Annotated in this window: 17 protein-coding genes; 6 read left to right on the top strand and 11 right to left on the bottom strand. The window is 69.5% G+C overall.

The features are described 5' to 3' along the window. Nucleotides 1-136: 136 nt before the first annotated feature. The 3 genes from BQ2383_RS15490 to BQ2383_RS15480 all read left to right on the top strand — a co-directional run bounded on the left by BQ2383_RS15490 (nt 137) and on the right by BQ2383_RS15480 (nt 3,061). Nucleotides 137-1,885, top strand: a complete 1,749-nt coding sequence (locus BQ2383_RS15490; RefSeq protein ID WP_091035845.1) for a hypothetical protein — start codon at nt 137-139, stop codon at nt 1,883-1,885. Between the two features lie 125 nt (nt 1,886-2,010). Then, on the top strand, nt 2,011-2,367 hold the full coding sequence (locus BQ2383_RS15485) for a hypothetical protein (protein WP_205828737.1): 357 nt from the start codon (nt 2,011-2,013) through the stop codon (nt 2,365-2,367). Beyond that, nucleotides 2,360-3,061 (top strand): hypothetical protein, encoded by a 702-nt coding sequence (locus BQ2383_RS15480; protein ID WP_091035842.1) that lies wholly within the window; start codon nt 2,360-2,362, stop codon nt 3,059-3,061. Before BQ2383_RS15485 ends, BQ2383_RS15480 begins: the two co-directional genes overlap by 8 nt. A gap of 21 nt (nt 3,062-3,082) precedes the next feature. Here the strand turns inward: BQ2383_RS15480 and BQ2383_RS15475 are convergent, their stop codons facing one another. The 5 genes from BQ2383_RS15475 to BQ2383_RS15455 all read right to left on the bottom strand — a co-directional run bounded on the left by BQ2383_RS15475 (nt 3,083) and on the right by BQ2383_RS15455 (nt 7,893). Beyond that, complete coding sequence (locus tag BQ2383_RS15475) at nt 3,083-3,559, bottom strand: recombinase family protein (RefSeq protein ID WP_091035840.1); 477 nt, start codon at nt 3,557-3,559, stop codon at nt 3,083-3,085. A 54-nt stretch (nt 3,560-3,613) separates the two neighbouring features. Next, complete coding sequence (locus tag BQ2383_RS15470) at nt 3,614-3,895, bottom strand: hypothetical protein (RefSeq protein WP_029262893.1); 282 nt, start codon at nt 3,893-3,895, stop codon at nt 3,614-3,616. Next, the gene (locus BQ2383_RS15465) at nt 3,895-4,479 is read right to left on the bottom strand and encodes a hypothetical protein (RefSeq protein ID WP_140403371.1); all 585 of its coding nucleotides are present in this window, start codon (nt 4,477-4,479) and stop codon (nt 3,895-3,897) included. The genes BQ2383_RS15470 and BQ2383_RS15465 overlap by 1 nt, the downstream gene beginning before the upstream one ends. 23 nt (nt 4,480-4,502) lie before the next feature. After that, nucleotides 4,503-6,791, bottom strand: a complete 2,289-nt coding sequence (locus BQ2383_RS15460) for a DUF6571 family protein (protein ID WP_091035835.1) — start codon at nt 6,789-6,791, stop codon at nt 4,503-4,505. Nucleotides 6,792-6,903: 112 nt separating this feature from the next. Continuing rightward, entirely contained in the window at nt 6,904-7,893 is a 990-nt protein-coding gene (locus BQ2383_RS15455; RefSeq protein ID WP_091035832.1) for a malate dehydrogenase, read from the bottom strand. Between the two features lie 52 nt (nt 7,894-7,945). Here BQ2383_RS15455 and BQ2383_RS15450 point away from each other — a divergent pair, with 52 nt between their 5' ends. Both BQ2383_RS15450 and pip read left to right on the top strand, forming a co-directional pair. Beyond that, nucleotides 7,946-8,830 (top strand): neutral zinc metallopeptidase, encoded by an 885-nt coding sequence (locus tag BQ2383_RS15450; protein ID WP_091035966.1) that lies wholly within the window; start codon nt 7,946-7,948, stop codon nt 8,828-8,830. Nucleotides 8,831-8,859: 29 nt separating this feature from the next. After that, nucleotides 8,860-9,867, top strand: coding sequence for a prolyl aminopeptidase (gene pip, locus BQ2383_RS15445; RefSeq protein ID WP_244176026.1), 1,008 nt, complete (start codon nt 8,860-8,862; stop codon nt 9,865-9,867). A gap of 3 nt (nt 9,868-9,870) precedes the next feature. Here pip and BQ2383_RS15440 read toward each other — a convergent pair whose 3' ends face one another. Genes BQ2383_RS15440 through BQ2383_RS15420 form a run of 5 tightly spaced genes read right to left on the bottom strand, consistent with a single transcriptional unit; the run spans nt 9,871 to nt 14,913 of the window. Further along, on the bottom strand, nt 9,871-11,667 hold the full coding sequence (locus BQ2383_RS15440) for an aldehyde dehydrogenase family protein (protein WP_091035826.1): 1,797 nt from the start codon (nt 11,665-11,667) through the stop codon (nt 9,871-9,873). Between the two features lie 28 nt (nt 11,668-11,695). Beyond that, the gene (locus tag BQ2383_RS15435; protein WP_237682290.1) at nt 11,696-13,090 is read right to left on the bottom strand and encodes an MFS transporter; all 1,395 of its coding nucleotides are present in this window, start codon (nt 13,088-13,090) and stop codon (nt 11,696-11,698) included. A 31-nt stretch (nt 13,091-13,121) separates the two neighbouring features. Further along, on the bottom strand, nt 13,122-13,385 hold the full coding sequence (locus BQ2383_RS15430; RefSeq protein ID WP_029262885.1) for a glutaredoxin family protein: 264 nt from the start codon (nt 13,383-13,385) through the stop codon (nt 13,122-13,124). Beyond that, nucleotides 13,382-14,416 carry a cation transporter gene (locus BQ2383_RS15425; protein ID WP_091035824.1) on the bottom strand — a complete coding sequence of 345 codons (1,035 nt, stop codon included), beginning with the start codon at nt 14,414-14,416 and terminating at the stop codon, nt 13,382-13,384. The genes BQ2383_RS15430 and BQ2383_RS15425 overlap by 4 nt, the downstream gene beginning before the upstream one ends. Continuing rightward, on the bottom strand, nt 14,413-14,913 hold the full coding sequence (locus tag BQ2383_RS15420; RefSeq protein ID WP_347876382.1) for a hypothetical protein: 501 nt from the start codon (nt 14,911-14,913) through the stop codon (nt 14,413-14,415). Before BQ2383_RS15420 ends, BQ2383_RS15425 begins: the two co-directional genes overlap by 4 nt. 129 nt (nt 14,914-15,042) lie before the next feature. On the opposite strand from BQ2383_RS15420, the gene BQ2383_RS15415 reads away from it, so the two are divergent. After that, nucleotides 15,043-15,435, top strand: coding sequence for an SIP domain-containing protein (locus BQ2383_RS15415; protein WP_091035822.1), 393 nt, complete (start codon nt 15,043-15,045; stop codon nt 15,433-15,435). Between the two features lie 25 nt (nt 15,436-15,460). Here BQ2383_RS15415 and BQ2383_RS15410 read toward each other — a convergent pair whose 3' ends face one another. After that, complete coding sequence (locus BQ2383_RS15410) at nt 15,461-15,916, bottom strand: adenylyltransferase/cytidyltransferase family protein (protein WP_091035818.1); 456 nt, start codon at nt 15,914-15,916, stop codon at nt 15,461-15,463. Between the last annotated feature and the right edge of the window lie 102 nt (nt 15,917-16,018).

Below are 16,018 nucleotides of genomic sequence, written 5' to 3'. Positions count from 1 at the left end.
TCGTCACCCTCCCCGCCGAAGCCGTCCTGCCTCCCGAGAACCTCATCGCGTTCTCCGCGCCGGCCGAGCGCATCGACACGGTGCTCGGCGATCTCGGCTCCCTCATCGACATGCGCAGCGAAGGCGAGGCTCTCCGATGAACGGTCTCTGGAACCAGAACGACTGGTCGCAGTTGCTCGAGGGCGACCCCGGCACGCTCGAGACCCGCTCCGGTGCACTGTCTCGTCAGGCCACCGCGATCAACGACGCCGCGCAGGCGCTACAGGACATCGTCTCGGGTCAGCTGAGCAAGTCGACGACGGCACTGCGGTCGACCGCCGCCGAGTTGCAGACCTCGATGTCGCAGGCGTATCTGCGCTACGACGAGACCGCTACAGCGCTGCGCACGTATGCCGTGACGCTCGCGCCCATCAAGGAGCAGGCGGCGAGGGACATCCCGGCGCTCGAAGCCGCACAGGGCCGGTTGGGCACGGCCGAGCACGCGGCCGGCGATGCGCAGCGGCGGCAGCTGTTCGAGGGGCTGAGCAACTCTCCGCAGGACGTCCGTCAGGACACGGCCGACGACCTCTCCCGCGCCGAGCGCCAGGCGACGGCCGCCCAGTCCGACATCAACGCGATCGTCGCTCGTCTCCGTGCCGGAGCACAGAGCAAGGAGGATGCGGCCCAGGCCGCGATCCGTGCGATCGAGAGCGTCATCAGCCAGGGCAAGGACTCGGTCCTCGACAACATCGCCCAGTTCTTCGAGGGTGTGGGCGATCTGCTCGCCGGCATCGGGCGCTGGGTGGCGGATGTCATCAAGGGCGTCCTCGACACCCTCTCCGACATCTGGAACGCCCTGCTGCCGAAAATCATGACGGTGCTGCTGCTCGCACTGATCCCGATCGTCCTCGGGCTGGCGGGGCTTCTCCTCGGCGGACCGCTGCTCGGGGCCGTGCTCGCTCTCCTCGGTGGTGCTGTCGCGCTGACGATCGGCGGGGTGCTGATCACCCGCATCCTCACCGACGTGCTCGCACCCGACCCCGAGGTCACCCCGTTCGAGGTCGACGAGCGGAGCATCCCGATGCCGTCGCGGTCCGACTACGCGACCGATGCCGAGTACCAGCAGGCGCTGGAGGCGTGGCGCAACCAGATGTCGACCGTCAGCGGCGCGTCTCTCGACAACGCCTTCGCGGAGGCCGGTCTGGTCGATGACCTCGGCGGCACGTCCGCCGCCGACGAGCAGGGCGTGATCCGGGTCGAACAGGTCGTCGGTGCCGATGGCGTCACCCGGTGGCGCGTTGTGCTGCCGTCGACGCAGGACTGGGTGATGAGCCTCCAGGGGATCAACGACACCGGGGCGACGAACGACCTCGACAGCAACCTCGCCCTCATGCTCACGCCCGAGCTGCAGACGCAGTACGAGCGTGCCGTGATGCAGGCGATGCAGGACGCAGGCATTAATCCGGGCCCGAACGGCGACCCCGTGATGCTCGTCGGGTTCAGCCAGGGCGGCATCATGGCGGGGCACCTCGCAGCGAACCGGTCGAGCGCGTACAACTTCGAGGCCGTGATGGCGTGCGGATCTCCCATCGATGCCATGCGCATCCCGCCGACGACGCAGGTCATCTCGATGCAGCATCAGGGCGATCCGGTGCCGATGCTCGACACGCTCACCAACGGCGCGGTGAATCCTCGGCAGGAGGACAACTGGCGCACGTTCACGCCCGTCGCGCCCGGACACCAGCCGGCCGCGATCGACGCCGGCGCGCACAACGCGGGTCTCTACAACATCAGCTGGCAGGAGCAGCTCGCGAATCTGCCCGCCGACGAGCGTGCGAGACTGGAGCAGTTCTACGCGCACGACGGTGCGACGGTCGCGACCGAAGAATATGCATGGAGTGAGTGATGTTCCGACGCCTGACACTAACCGTTGCAGGAATCGGCGTCGCCGGGTTGCTGCTGACCGGGTGCTTTCCGACCGGTGCGCCCGCGCCGGAGAAGACTCCGCCCGCATCCACCCAGGAGGCTGAAATGAACGATCCCGCACCCGTGGTCGACGCGGTGAAGGCCGCGCTCCCCGAAGCGCTCCAGGTGGAGGTGCAGCCGAATCAGGACGGCCTGACGTCGGGCTGGGTGATCGACGTCGAAGTCCCGCTCGGATACGTGGTGACGGGGGACAGCCTGACCGCGGTCCTGGTGTCGGCCTGGAAGGCCTCCGAGCCGAAGCCGGCGTTCGTGAAGTTCAACCCGTGGTCGACGTACGAGGGCAAGGAGGGCGCGATCGAGGCGCAGCGAGCGGCCGACGAGCTCGGCATCGACTGGAGCCCGAGCCTCTCCGTGGGCGTGAACGTGCCCGACTACGAGATCGAGAAGCTCGCCGGTGAGTGAGGTCGCCGTCGAGGCGGCGACGCCCGAGCTGCGCTTCCGACTCCTCGGCGCCTGGCATCCGGTGCTGCTCAACGATCTCGACAGCGGTCCGCTGGTCGCCGATTTCGTCGACGAGGTCTTCGGCCGTCGCGACGAGGATTCGACGCTGCGGGCACTGACCCGCCGTGACCTCACCGAGGCGGTGGCGAGTGCTCGCGCGCTGCACGCGAAGGCGATGTTCCTGATGACCGAACTGCGCCCCGGCACGCCGCTGCCGGTGACGCTCACGGTGTTCGAGCAGCCCGACCTGCGGATGTCTCCGGCCATCGGGGTCTCGCCGCAGGCCGTCGTCGCGACGCTCGAGAAGGTCTTCACCGAGCTGCAGCGTCCCCACCTCGACACCGCCCACCGGCTGCAGATCCCCGGATCCGCGATCCTCCGACTGCACAGCGTCGAGGAGCAGAAGCTGGCCGACGCGGAAGACCTGCGTGAGGCTCCGGAAGAGCTGGCCGCCGAGGCGGGGGCGGTCTCGATCCGTCGGCTGTCCGCCGACTACTGGTACACGGTCCCCGGCTCGAAGCAGGTGCTGCTCGTGAACCTGTCGACGCCCGTCGGCGACATCCCGCACGTGCTGCTCGGGTTCTTCGACAGCATCGTCGAGGCGTCGTACTTCGAGCTTCCGGGTGCGCCGTCGGGAGTGTCCGCCGAAGCCTGAGTGGTCGGTGCCGCCGGGCGGTCAGCGCGTGGCGGCCGCGGCGTCGGCGAGGTGCCGCGCGTTGTGGCTGAGCACCTTGACGATGATGCCGTGGCGCCGGAGCTCTGCGACCGTCCTGGCGCCCTCGTCGCTGTCGCGCCCGAGCGCGACGATCGACACGACGACCAGCACGTCGCCGGGACGCAGGGTGCCGATGAGGCGGGAGAGGCGGTCGCTCCAGCTCTCCAGGATGTCGGGGGCGGGGTGACGGAAGCCCTCGATGGGCACACCGAACCGCGTGAGATCGGCGCGTTGCTCCACGACCGACGGCATGTCGTCGCGGGAGACCACCAGTCCGACCAGGCGTGAGCCGTCGGGGCGGGCGAGCCAGAAGTTCCGGTTCTCCTGCAGTTCCGTGAAGCACTTCGGGCACACCGCCGCGTCATGCGGAAGGTGCAGCGGGCTCGTCAGGGCAGCATCAACCGATGCCGCCGTCGTGGGTTCGAACGTCTCGCTCATCGCGCACCTCCGCGTTCCATTCTGCCCTGTCGCGGGTGCGGATGCAGACCGTTATCAGGGGGTGCCGTTGTTCGCCGAGTCCGTGATCTCGGCTTCCTGCGTCTCGAAGGCGGTGGCCGAGTCGCGGGCGACCACGCCGGCGCCGGCGGTCATGCTCTGCAGCTGCAGGAGAGAGGCCTTGGCCCACATGGCCCAGGTGTCGGCGGCGGCCGAGACCGTGGAGCTGCCGCAGCCGGCGAGGGAGAGGTCGACGTCGAGGCTCATGCCCCATGCCGTGCTCTGGAGCGTGCTGCCGGTGGCACCGACGGCGTCGGAGTCGAACTGGAGATCGGTCATCACGGCACCTTCACATCGTCGGGAGAATAGGTCTCGTTCGGGTCGGGCTGGGGGTCGAAGAGGGCGATGCTCGCGCCTGCGACATCGCAGTCCTTCGTGGTGACGGAGTCGGTCTCGACGAGGCGGGCGTCACCGTCGCGGATCACGCGGTAGACGACCTCTCGTCCCTCGGTGGGCTCCGGCGCGGTGGTGCGGTCGGCGTCCAGGTACCAGTCCTGCGCCTGGCAGACGGTCACGAGCGCCTCGTCACCCTGCTCGTCGACCGAGAGCGGGATCATCGGCACCGGGCCGGGGTAGGTGAAGAAGCGGTCGGCCTTCGCCTCGTCGCGCTGCCACTGGGCCGCAGCATCGATCGCCTCTTCCGTCGTGGTGTCCTGCAGCTCGTCCGACGTGTAGTCGCGCGTGAACGCCGCGATGCTGAGGGCGGTGTCCGATGCGCGGACCGCCTGCACCCAGGGGCTCGACTCGAACTCACCCGAGGGCTCACCCGACTGCCAGCTGACGGACGGCGGCTCGACCGCTGCGGGGGTGCACCCCGTCAGCGCGAGACCGATCGTCGCGATCCCGACCACTGTCAGACCCATGAGTCGACGCCTGTACTGCATTCTCAATGCCCCTCTGCCCACGACGAGCTGGCCTCGACGCCTCGCTGATAGTCCGCCAGCATCTCCTCGGCCAGATCGGTCGCCTCCGCCGGGGAGAGCCCCTCCGTCATGCCGAGATCGGCGAGCATCTGCTCGATGGTGTTGATCATCGCGATCTCGCGGCCGGAGGCGCTGTTCTGCTGCTCCTCCAACAGTACTTCGTGCGAGTTGCCCCACGCCGCCTCGGCATTGCCGAAGCCCCAGTCGGAGACGCCGCCGATGACGGCATCCTGAACCACGTCGATCGCGACGCTGCCGCCCTCGACGAGCACATCGCCGACGGCCGGGATCGGGATGAGTCCGACGACGGTGCTCACGCCGTCGATGGCCTCCTGGACGGCGGCATCGTGGCGCCCGGCCTCTCCGAGCGCGGCGCCCTCCGTCGATCCGTCGAGCCACCCCTGCAGCTCGACGACACGCTCGAGGGCGTCCGCAGCGAAGGCGCTGCCGGGAGGAGCGATGTCGGCGAGCGCGATGAGCGCATCCTGGTACTGACGCACCGACTGGGAGATGACATCCGCACCGGCCGACGGCGAGTCCCCGTCGCTCCAGGTCGCGGTGCCGAGAAGCTGGGACAGCTGCTCCTGCGTGACGTTGGGGATCGAGCGCGGGTCGCTCGTCCCGATGAGTGCGTCCTGGATCGACAGCGCGCTCGCGGTGCGGGGGTCGCTCTCGCTGAGGTTCTCCGAGAAGTACGGCATCGCCACGGAGATGCCCTCCGCGATGCGCACCTGTCCGATGCTCGTGAGGTTCTCCGGAACGAAGCTCTCGTTGCTGGTGAGTTCCCGCACGACCTGGGTGGTGAGCTCAGCCACGCGGTCCCAGGTCTCCGGGTTGTAGGTGTGCGTCGCATCGGCGGGTCCGCCCGAGGCCTGCTGTGCGCCGGCCCAGAGCGCTCCCGGTCCTTCGAAGCCGTCGCCGCTGCCCGCGGCGCTCCAGTCGCGGTCGCCGTACCAGTACTCGATACGCCCGGGGCCCAGGTCGCCGTCGCCGTAGGGGTCGTCGCCGGTGGCCGTGAGCCAGTCCAGCGCCGCGTCGGGGTAGGTGCCGAGCGTCGAGAAGACACGGCCGGCGAGGTCGTCGACCCGGTTGCCGTCGAGCCCGGTCGTCTCTCCCTCGAGCTGCGCGAGGGTGCGACCGCCCGCGTTCGGCGAGGTGTCGTACCACCCGCCGTTCTGCATGCTCATCGGGTCGCGCTCGATACGGTCGATCTCGTCGGCCATGGCCACCGTGAGGTTCACGCCCAGCGGGTTGTTCTTCTCGTCCGAGAAGAGGAAGCCGATCGCGGCGACAGCGCCGCCCACCGTGGAGGAGGCGCCCTCGAGCATGCTCTCGGCGAAGTCACTGGAGGTCGACGGCATCCAGATCTGGGATCCGGTCGACAGGCCACCGCGGATCATGGTGGCCAGCGCCAGCGCCGCCGCGGGGTCGAAGTTCTCGTTCCTGACCGCGTCACCCAGGTTGTCGATCATCGAGACGGTGCTCTCGCCGCCGACCTCGAGGAAGAACTGCGACATCACGAACGTGTCTTCGCCCCAGACCGAGAAGAAGTCCTGCAGGGCCTGCACGTTCTCGTCGGTCACGTCGCCCTCGGCGATCTCGTCGGCGAGGTTCGCGAACGCGTCTCCGAGGTTCTCGAAGGTCAGGTCGTCGATGTCGTCGATGCCCGCGGCGCTCAACGCCGACTGCATCTGGTCCCATCGTGCCGACGCCGGCGGCTGGAGCGCCGTGGAGAGCGTGCTGTCGGCGGTCTCGCGCTGGTCGGCGAGGGTGCGCAGCTGCTGCGCGGCCATCCGCATGTCGTAGAGACCGGGCTTGTTCCCGCTCGGCACCCAGAGGTTCGACCCCAGGGTGGCGTTCGGGGCGTTGGGGGTGAAGGTCGACGGCAGGAACGGGCTGTCCTCCTGCTCCGCGGCCTTCCACGTGGCATAGCCGGTGGCGTACGCCTGGTGCGCCGCCGTGGTGGCGACGCGGATGCGGTCGACCTCGGTCGCGTAGGCGGAGAGGGCGGCCTGCACGGCGGCGAACTCCGTCTTGAGCTCGTCGCACAGGGTCTGGGGCTTCGCCAGCGACGTGCGGAACGCGGCACCCGCGTCACCCGCCCAGATCTCCTCGGTCGTGCCGGTGGCCGCGTTCGATAGAGCCGTGCGCACGGTCTCGGTGCCGGTGTTCCGGTTGCTGACGCGTGTCGCAGCATCGTTGACCGCGCCGGTGTTCCCCCGGCCTGGATGCAGTTCGTCCCACTGAGTCATGTCGTGCGCCCCTCCTCGACGGTGTTCCCGTCCCCAGCAAATCTAGCGGGGGTGCCGAAGTCCGGCGATGGGCAGAACTCCCCATGCGGTCGGCGGCGCGGCGGTCAGGCGATCACAGCATGCCGAGGCCGCGCACGGCGTCGCGTTCCTCGACCAGCTCGGCCACCGAGGCGTCGACGCGGGAGCGGGCCCAGTCGCTCAACTCGAGGCCCTCGACGATCTGCCACTCGCCGTCGACGGAGCGCACGGGGAACGACGAGATCAGACCTTCGGGAACCCCGTACTCGCCGTGCGAGACGATGCCGGCCGAGGTCCAGTCGTCAGTGCCCTGGACCCAGTCGCGCACGTGGTCGATGGTCGCGCTCGCCGCGGAGGCCACCGACGACGATCCGCGCACCTCGATGATCTCCGCGCCGCGCTTCGCGACGCGCGGGATGAAGGTCTGGTCGAGCCACGCGGGCACGTCGCCGACGATCTGCTCGAGAGCTTCGCCGACGGGCTTCCCGCCGACGGTCGCGTGCGAGATGTCGGGGAACTGCGTGGCCGAGTGGTTGCCCCAGATCGGCACCCGGCGCACGGTGTGCACGGGGACGCCGAGCGTCTGCGCCAGCTGCGCGCGCGCCCGGTTCTCGTCGAGTCGGGTCAGGGCGGCGAACCTCTCGGCGGGCACGCCGTCGGCTGCAGCGGCCGCGATCAGGGCGTTGGTGTTGGCGGGGTTTCCCACGACCGTGACGCGCACGCCCGGTGCCGCATTCGCCGCGATGGCCGCACCCTGCGGGCCGAAGATGCCGGCGTTGGCCGCGAGCAGGTCTGCGCGTTCCATGCCGGGCCCTCGCGGGCGAGCGCCCACGAGCAGTGCGAGGTCGGTCCCGTCGAACCCCACGGCCGCGTCATCCGTCACCTCGACGTGCTCGAGCAGACCGAACGCGCCGTCCTGCAGTTCGAGCGCCGCACCCTCTGCGGCACCGAGTCCCTGCGGGATCTCCAGCAGCCGGAGCCGCACCTTCTCGTCAGGTCCGAGCAGGTCTCCCGCCGCGATGCGGAACAGCAGTGCGTAGCCGATCTGTCCGCCCGCGCCGGTGATGGTGATCGTGGTCGTCATGCTCCGAGCCTACGACCGTTCGGCCGGTGTCCGCGCGGAGTACCCTCGACGCATGACCTTCAATCCCGACGCCGACATCTCGGGCAACACCACGCGTCGACGCGGCCGCAACGGAGCCATCGCAGGTGGCGTGGGCGTGGGTGTGCTCGGCATCATCGCGCTCATCGCCGGACCGCTGCTCGGCATCGACCTGACCGGCCTGCTCGGCGGCGGGGCGCCCGGCGGAAGCAGCGAACCCGCCGGGGGATCGGTCATCGAGAACTGCGAGACCGGTGCGCAGGCGAACGCCGATGTCGACTGCCGCATGGCGGGAGCGCAGCTCGTGCTCGACGAGTTCTGGGCCGACGAGGTCGAGGGCTACCGCAAGCCCGGATTCATCGTCGTCGACGGGGCGACGAACACGGCCTGCGGCACGGCATCCAACGCCGTCGGGCCGTTCTTCTGCCCCGGCGACGAGACGGTCTACATCGACCCGACCTTCTTCCAGCTGATGCAGGAGCAGTTCGGTGCATCCGCGGGCGAACTCGCCCAGCTGTACATCGTCGGGCACGAGTGGGGTCACCACATCCAATGGATCACCGGGGTCATGGACGATTACCCGAACAACGGCACCGGTCCCGGAAGTAATGGCGTCCGCACGGAGCTGCAGGCCGACTGCTATGCGGGTGCCTGGATCGGACGGATCTCGGAGGAGACCGACAGCGAGGGCATCCCGTATCTTCAGCCGACCACCGAGAAGCAGCGCATCGATGCCCTGAACGCGGCGTTCGCGGTCGGCGACGACCACATCCAGGAGCAGTCCGGCTTCTCGAACCCGGAGAGCTGGACGCACGGCTCCAGCGAGCAGCGACAGCGCTGGTTCGCCGAGGGGTATCAGAACGGCCTCGGTGTCTGCGAGCAGGTGCTGACGCTGCCGGCCGACCAGCTGGATCCCTAGCCGCAGCGCGCGACCCGCTAGCGTTGACGATGAAGTCTGCACGACCGGCCGGGGGACCGAAGATGAAGAAGACGGATGCACTGTATCCACCGATCGAACCGCACGACACGGGGGAGCTGCTCGTCGGCGACGGGCACCGCGTCTACTGGGAGGTCAGCGGCAACCCCGAGGGCAAGCCGGTGGTGTTCCTGCACGGCGGTCCCGGCAGCGGCACCTCGCCGTGGCAGCGCCGGTTCTTCGACCCGAAGGTCTATCGCATCGTGCTGTTCGATCAGCGCGGCTGCGGACGCAGCACGCCGCACGCGAGTGCGCCGGATGCCGACTTCCGTCACATCACCACCGCGCACCTGATCGCCGACATCGAGTTGCTGCGCAAGAACCTCGGCATCGACAGCTGGCAGGTGTTCGGCGGATCGTGGGGGAGCGCCCTCGCGCTCGCCTACGCGCAGGCGCATCCGGATGCGGTGACCGAGCTCGTCCTCCGCGGAATCTTCACGCTGCGTCGCGTCGAGCTCGAGTGGTTCTACGAGGGCGGCGCCGCCGCGCTGTTCCCCGACCTCTGGGAGAGCTTCCTCGCGCCGATCCCCGTGCTCGAGCGCTCGCACATGATCGAGGCGTATCACCGGCGGCTGTTCGATCCCGACCCCGCCGTGCACGTGCCGGCCGCGATCGCCTGGTCGACCTGGGAGGCGGCGACCGTGACGTTGACGCCGGATGCCGCGCAGATCGCCGGGATGTCCGACCCCGAGAAGGCGACCGCGTTCGCCCGCATCGAGAATCACTTCTTCGTCCACCGCGGCTGGTGGGAAGAGGGACAGCTGATCGCCGGTGTCGACGTCATCCGCCATATCCCGACCGTCATCGTGCAGGGGCGGCACGACGTCGCGACGCCGATGATGACCGCGTGGGACCTGCACCGCGCCTGGCCCGAGGCCGAGTTCGTCGTGGTCGACGACGCCGGTCACGCCGCCACCGAGCCGGGGACCCAGAAGGCGCTGCGCGCCGCGACCGACCGCTTCGCCCGCGCAGCGCGCTGAGCCTCAGGCCTGCAGCGCCTTCGTCAGCGTCGTCAGGAGCCCGACGACGCCGCCGTCCGCACGGTGCCGGGTCAGCCCTTCGCTCACGGCCGCGCCCGTGCGCGCCGACACGAACCACGGCGGCTTCGGCAGGATCGTGAGGCGTCCGCCGCCGTTCGCGATCGGCAGCGACCGCGGGAACGGGCGGAACGGTCCGCGAAGCACCGAGCGCTCCACCCCGTCGAGCAGCAGCGCGTTGTGCACGACGCCGATGCCACTGCCCACGTCGTCGATCGTGCCGCCGGGGAACGCGCCCCACGTGAGGGTCGGGGTGATGAACGCGAAGGCGGTCCAGCTGTTGATCGCGATGGAGCCGTAGTGGAGCGCCGCGATGGCCCGCTCGAAACCGGCGCCGAGTGCCTTCTCGGTCGCCGGGTCGATCAGCAGGTTCGCGCCGAGGGTGCCCTGGAGCTTGTCGTTCGCGTGGGCCACGGCCGCGTCGAGGAACTCCTGACCGGTGCCCGCAATGGTGACGACGCCCAGCACCGGCGCGAAGTACTCGGTGGTCTCGAGTGCCGTCGCGTCGTCGTCGGCGTCGATCTCGACGAGCAGCCGGTCGCCCAGCACGAGAGCGTCGGGGTAGGCGTCGGTCGCGAGGTCCATCCGCGAGGGGGAGCCCGGGTACCAGATGGGTCGCTCCGGGGCGTTGGCATAGGCGCGGCGCAGCGCGGCGCGGAACGCATCGGCCTGGTCCCAGTCGGACGACATGATGACGACCTGGCCGGCGATGCAGTTGTGGCCGGAGTTCTGCAGGCGCATGGTCGCGATGTGCTCGGCCTGGTAGGTGAGATCGGCGTCGGTCCACGCGCCGGGCACCACGATGATGGGGGAGACCCCGCCGAGTTCGGCGGTGATCGGCTTCTTCAGCTGCGGGCGGTTCTCGCGCCGACGACGCTTCGTCGCGGCAGCCCCTTCGCCCTTCGACGGCCCCCACACGATCGTGTCGAACGTCGCGGCGGAGCCGGTGATGTGCACGTGCACGAGTCCGGGGTGGCCGGTGAGATACGCGCCGACTGCCGGGCCGCCGCGCACGATGCGCAGCAACCCCGGCTCGATGAGGGGCGCGAGTGCTCGTTTGTACACCGGCACCAGGGCATCCTGCGTGGGGTTGACCTTCAGCAGGGCGGTGCGGTTGTGGGCGAGCAGTTCGTACAGCACGTCGAGCACCGGGATCGAGGTCACGTTGCCCGCGCCGAGCACGAGTCCGACCCCGCCCGGTTCGGTGGGGGTGCGATGGGCGAGGCCGGCACCCGCGCGCGCGGCGTTCGGGGTGATGCCGGGCTCGAGCCACACTTCGCCGGTGAAGCCCGACAGCAGGAACTTGTCGATGCCGGTCAGAGGGAAGGCGTGCACGCGGGTGCGTCCGCCGGGGGCGCGATCGATCGTGAGGCCGTCGAGCGGGTTCACGCCCTTCGCCAGGCGGGAGAGCGTCTCGATGTAGGCGTCGAGCGCGCCGAGCACACTGTAGGGGCCGCTCAGCCACTCCTCGCCGCGCAGCGGGTGCTTACCGTCGAGCCCCTTGGAGGCGGCGGCCGTGTTCGCCCAGTCCTCGGCCGTGGCGGCGACGCTCGTGCGCACAGCGCGCAGCAGCGTGACCCGCTGGGCGATGGTGAGAGCGGACCAGGTGCGCGATCCGGCCTGCAGGTCGTCGATCGCGGTGTCGAGGCGTTCCTGTTCGCTCTCGCTCAGCGACACGGACCCCGCTGTCGACGTGCTCTTCGAGGCGGATGCGGGGGCGGGGGCGGTGCTCGCAGAAGTCATCGGCGTCTCCTTCGGACGGGATCCCAGCTTAGGCGTCGGAGGTTCCGACGGCTTCGATGTCGGCGCGACGCAGGCCGTAGTGGCGCAGCGTCAGCAGGCTCGCGGCCATCAGCACGGCGGGAAGGATGCTGAAGCTGAGCACGATGCCCGTGATCGCGGCCTCCGGCTGCTCGACGGTGGCTCCGGCGACGGTGGAGATGTAGCCGGTCGCGGCGAGGGTCAGCGACACCGCGGTGGCGCCGAGTGCGAAGCCGACGGTCTCGCCCGCCGTCCAGATGCCGGTGAACGTGCCGGCCTGTCCCGGACCGCTGGTGCGCTCGTCGTGCGAGATCACATCGGGCAGCATGGCCATGGGCAGCGACTGGAGTCCGGCGTAGGCGATGCCGGCCACCGCGACCGAGGCGTAGATCCAGGCGCCGGGCGTCCAGACCGCGAACACGAGCGTCGCCGCGGCGGCGGTGAACAGGACGCTGGCCATCGCGAACGCCCGCTCCTTGCCGATGCGCCTCGCGATCACCGTCCACACCGGAGTCGCGAGGAGTGCGGGCCCGACCAGGGCCACGAACACGAACGTCACGGCATCCTCGCTGCGCAGCACCCACGTCGCGACGTACTGCGCGCCGGCGAGCATGGTCCCCGTGGCGAGGGCCTGCAGCACGAACGTGCCCAGCAGCGCGCGGAACGGCTGGCTGCGCCTCAGCGCCCGGAAGCCTGACATGTATTGATCGCGCCACGTCGAGTCGGCGATCGCGGCGGCCGGGGCTGCCTCGGTGCGCCGGGCGGCGATCGTCGCCGTCCGGGCGGCGATCAGCATGCCGATCCCGATCACGACACCCGAGGCGATGCCCATCAAGAGGTACCCCAAGACGGGGTCGTCGCCGGCATTGCGCAGCGCGGGACCCCCGGCGCCGAACAGCAGGATCGCCGCGGTGAGCACGACCACGCGCCAACCCAGCAGACGGGTGCGCTCGTCGTAGTCGCCGGTCAGCTCCGCAGGGAGGGCGACGTACGGTACCTGGAACAGGCTGAACGCGGTCGCGGTGGCGAGGAATGCGAGCAGCACGCTGATCGCCCCGGCGACCGGGCCCCAGGAGGGCGGCACCGCGAACGTGAGGGCGAAGAACAGCGGGAGGGCCAGAGCGCCGGTCACCATGAACCCGCGACGGGAGCCGGTGCGAGCGAGCTGACGGTCCGACGCGGCGCCGATCAACGGATCGATCAGGACGTCCCAGATCTTCGCGGCCGTGACGATGAGTCCGGCCGCGAGCGCGGCGACGCCGAGGTTGTCGGTGAGGAAATACGTCAGCACCAGCCCGGGCAGGGTGGCGTAGCCGCCGGTCCCCAGCGACCCGATCGCGTACAGCACGATCGTGCGCGGGGAGAGACGGACGGATGCTCGTTCGGGCCGAGCCTCAGTGCTCATCGCGCCAGTGTAGCGGCGCGATGCGGGCCACTCAGATCAGTGCGAGTTCGCGCAGCTTCGACTCGACGTCGGCGTTCGACGGCTCGACGTGGTGCGAGGCGTCGGGGTACACGACGACCGGGATGTTCGTGCGTCCCGAGATCTCCTTCGCGACGTCCGCGGCGGCGGGCTCGGCGACGAGGTCGACGTAGGTGTATTCGACACCGAGCGCATCGAGCTGCTTCTTGGTGCGGATGCAGTCGCGGCACCAGTCGGCGCCGAACATCGTGATGGTGTCGGAGGCAGGAGAAGTCATGCGTCCAGCCTACGGCCGCCCGGATGGGGTGGCGCTGAGCGTCGGCCGGGTGCTCGGCGACCGGTGTCCACCTCGCGGGGCAGATGCTCGACGGGGATCACGACCACGTCCTGCATCTTCCAGTCGATGTCGGCGATCCCCTCTGCCGCGGCGGTGAGATCGTCGAGCGCCACCTTTCGGCGATGCGGCACGACGAACGCCTCGATGTGGAACACCTGACCCTGATCGCGCATCCGCACTCCGGCCTGCGCGACCCAGGGTCGACTCCGCAGGTACGACACGATGTCGGCGGCCAGCGGATGCGGATGCTTGCTGTCATAGGTGCGCGCGCGCTGATCCATGAGGTCGACCACGGCCGTCTTGGTGTTGCGGAAGCCGTCCCAGATGATGCCGAGGGAGATGAAGAGGGCCGCCGCCCCGTCCAGCCACCACGCGCCGACTCCGATGCCGAGCACGCCGACCACCGACGCCACCGTGGTCTGCCAGTCCGCCTTCGCCATGTCGGCGTCGGCGTACAGCAGCTTGTTGTGCAGCACAGGGGCGAGCTTCGACTTCGCCGGGCCGTAGAAGAACACGGGCCCGATGATCACGACCACCATGACGCCCACCATGAGCCATCCGAGCCAGATCGTCTGTCCGAACAACTGCACCGTGCCGATCGTGGCGTGCTCGGCCGCGATCAGCCCGGTGACGGCCTCGACGGCGAGGTTCAGGCCCACGGCGAGCAGCGCCACTCCGGCCACGAGATGCCCGACGCCCATCGCGCGATGCAGTCCGTAGGGGTGCTTCCTCGTGGGGCGACGGCGCACGAAGATGAGCGCCGTCAGGAACGCGAACTGCGGGATCAAGGAGAGCATGTCCTCGATCCAGGCCGTCCGCATGGCCTGCGACTCGCCCACCACGAGCGCGATCACCGCGATCGTGATCGACGTGTAGACGATCGTGAAGATCTCCCACTTCACCGCGCGACGAACCGCCCGCGCCTGCTCCGGCGGCAGCGTGGTGCGGCCGAACTGCCGGGTCTCGGTCATCCGCCGACCTCCTCGTCGAGGAAGGTCTCCAGTGTCGACAGGAAGGCGTTCTCGCCGAGCGGCACCAGCATCACGAGCTCACGCCCGTCGGAGCCCTCGATCCCGCGATAGCCCCGGGTGACACCCGCCTTGTCGATCCACGGGGTGTCGGGGGTGATGCCGCCGGCGATGAGGTCGAGGTCGCCTGCCTCGAGCTCCGTCACCAGTGTCTCCTCCGAGGCGACGGTCCATTCGGTGTCGGCGTCGATGCTGTCGGCGAAGCGGTCCACGAGGTCGATGATCGGCCCGGAGGGGTCGCCACGGCTCACCTCCACCAGCTCGCCATCCGGGGACGTTCCGACGCGCAGCACTCCTCCCGTGACGGAGTCCAGGGTGCCGTCGGGGTCGGCGGGGATGCTCAGGCCGCACCCGGCGAGAAAGGTGATGGCGGCGAGCACGGCGAGGGAGGCGACCGGGCGCCGGATGCGCCGTCGATGCGGCAACGCAGATCTGTCCACGCCCCCGAGAGTGCTCCGCGTGGCGTCGTCCTGCAAAGCCGTTGACGAAGGTCGCTGCCGAGCGCTAGCGCGACGCAGATCGGGAGCCGCCCCTTGTGAGTAAGGGTACCCTTACCTATACTCGAGACCATGAGCAGCGCATGCGAGCACCTGCAGGATCCCGACTGGGACGACATCGAAGGCGTCGTGCTCATCGCCGGTGACGCGGCCGATGCCGGCGTCATCGCGAGCATCGCCGCGCGACTGCCGTGGGACGCGCAGGGCGTGATCATCCTCGAAGCCGCGGCGCGCATCCAGTTCCGTCACATCGACGTGCCCGAGGGGGTGTCGGTGCGCTGGTTGGTGCGCGGTGACGGCATCCGCGCGCACACGCGTGGCGAGCGGCTGGCCAACGCCGTGCATGCCTGGTGCGTGGAGTGGACCTGCTCCGAGCCGCCGTCGCAGTGGACCGTCTGGCTCGGGCCGCACACGCCGCCGCACGTCGCGCGGATGGCGCGCAGCCTGCTCGGCGTCGCGAACTGACCGAGCCGACGCGCGGTCGGTGGCGTCAGCGACTCGCGGCCATCGCGGGGGCGTTCGCGCCCGCGGTGATCGCGTCGAGGGCGCGGCGCAGCGACGAACTCGACGTGTGCGCCGTGTACGGGAAGTACACGACCTCGACACCCACCTCGGCGAACTCGCTCTCCAGCCGCAGCCCCTTGTCGGTGCCGCGCCAGTCGTCACCCTTGAAGAAGTGGGTGAACTGCACGTCGCGCCACGAGTCCATCTTCGACGGCGTGGTCTCCACGTAGACGTCGTCGACGAACGAGATGTGCTTCACGATCTCCGCACGCTCCGCCGTCGGGATGACGGGCTCGATGCCCTTCACCTGGCGCAGCATCTCGTCGCTGACGACGCCTGCGATCAGAATGTCGCAGTGCTGCTTGGCATGACGAAGTAGATTCAGATGCCCGACGTGAAACAGGTCGAAAGCACCAACGGCATAGCCGATACGCGTCCCCATGATCTCCCCAGATCAGTAATTCCCCAGAAGCGGATCCCCATCCGCTTCGCGACTCCCACAGCCGCGGTTCGACAGTCTAGCAGGTCCGGGTTTCATTCCCCA

It is taken from the genome of Microbacterium oxydans (assembly GCF_900095745.1).
GTDB classification, from domain to species: domain Bacteria; phylum Actinomycetota; class Actinomycetes; order Actinomycetales; family Microbacteriaceae; genus Microbacterium; species Microbacterium oxydans_B.
The sequence above is the reverse complement of the archived record's forward strand: the minus strand, read 5'-3'. Positions and strand labels throughout refer to the sequence as shown.

Coding starts and splice junctions, on each gene's coding strand:
- BQ2383_RS15490 (WP_091035845.1), top strand. CDS start 137: ATGAACGGTCTCTGGAACCAGAACGACTGGTCGCAGTTGCTCGAGGGC.
- BQ2383_RS15485 (WP_205828737.1), top strand. CDS start 2,011: ATGAACGATCCCGCACCCGTGGTCGACGCGGTGAAGGCCGCGCTCCCC.
- BQ2383_RS15475 (WP_091035840.1), bottom strand. CDS start 3,559: ATGAGCGAGACGTTCGAACCCACGACGGCGGCATCGGTTGATGCTGCC.
- BQ2383_RS15470 (WP_029262893.1), bottom strand. CDS start 3,895: ATGACCGATCTCCAGTTCGACTCCGACGCCGTCGGTGCCACCGGCAGC.
- BQ2383_RS15465 (WP_140403371.1), bottom strand. CDS start 4,479: ATGGGTCTGACAGTGGTCGGGATCGCGACGATCGGTCTCGCGCTGACG.
- BQ2383_RS15460 (WP_091035835.1), bottom strand. CDS start 6,791: ATGACTCAGTGGGACGAACTGCATCCAGGCCGGGGGAACACCGGCGCG.
- BQ2383_RS15455 (WP_091035832.1), bottom strand. CDS start 7,893: ATGACGACCACGATCACCATCACCGGCGCGGGCGGACAGATCGGCTAC.
- BQ2383_RS15450 (WP_091035966.1), top strand. CDS start 7,946: ATGACCTTCAATCCCGACGCCGACATCTCGGGCAACACCACGCGTCGA.
- pip (WP_244176026.1), top strand. CDS start 8,860: ATGAAGTCTGCACGACCGGCCGGGGGACCGAAGATGAAGAAGACGGAT.
- BQ2383_RS15440 (WP_091035826.1), bottom strand. CDS start 11,667: ATGACTTCTGCGAGCACCGCCCCCGCCCCCGCATCCGCCTCGAAGAGC.
- BQ2383_RS15435 (WP_237682290.1), bottom strand. CDS start 13,090: ATGAGCACTGAGGCTCGGCCCGAACGAGCATCCGTCCGTCTCTCCCCG.
- BQ2383_RS15430 (WP_029262885.1), bottom strand. CDS start 13,385: ATGACTTCTCCTGCCTCCGACACCATCACGATGTTCGGCGCCGACTGG.
- BQ2383_RS15425 (WP_091035824.1), bottom strand. CDS start 14,416: ATGACCGAGACCCGGCAGTTCGGCCGCACCACGCTGCCGCCGGAGCAG.
- BQ2383_RS15415 (WP_091035822.1), top strand. CDS start 15,043: ATGAGCAGCGCATGCGAGCACCTGCAGGATCCCGACTGGGACGACATC.
- BQ2383_RS15410 (WP_091035818.1), bottom strand. CDS start 15,916: ATGGGGACGCGTATCGGCTATGCCGTTGGTGCTTTCGACCTGTTTCAC.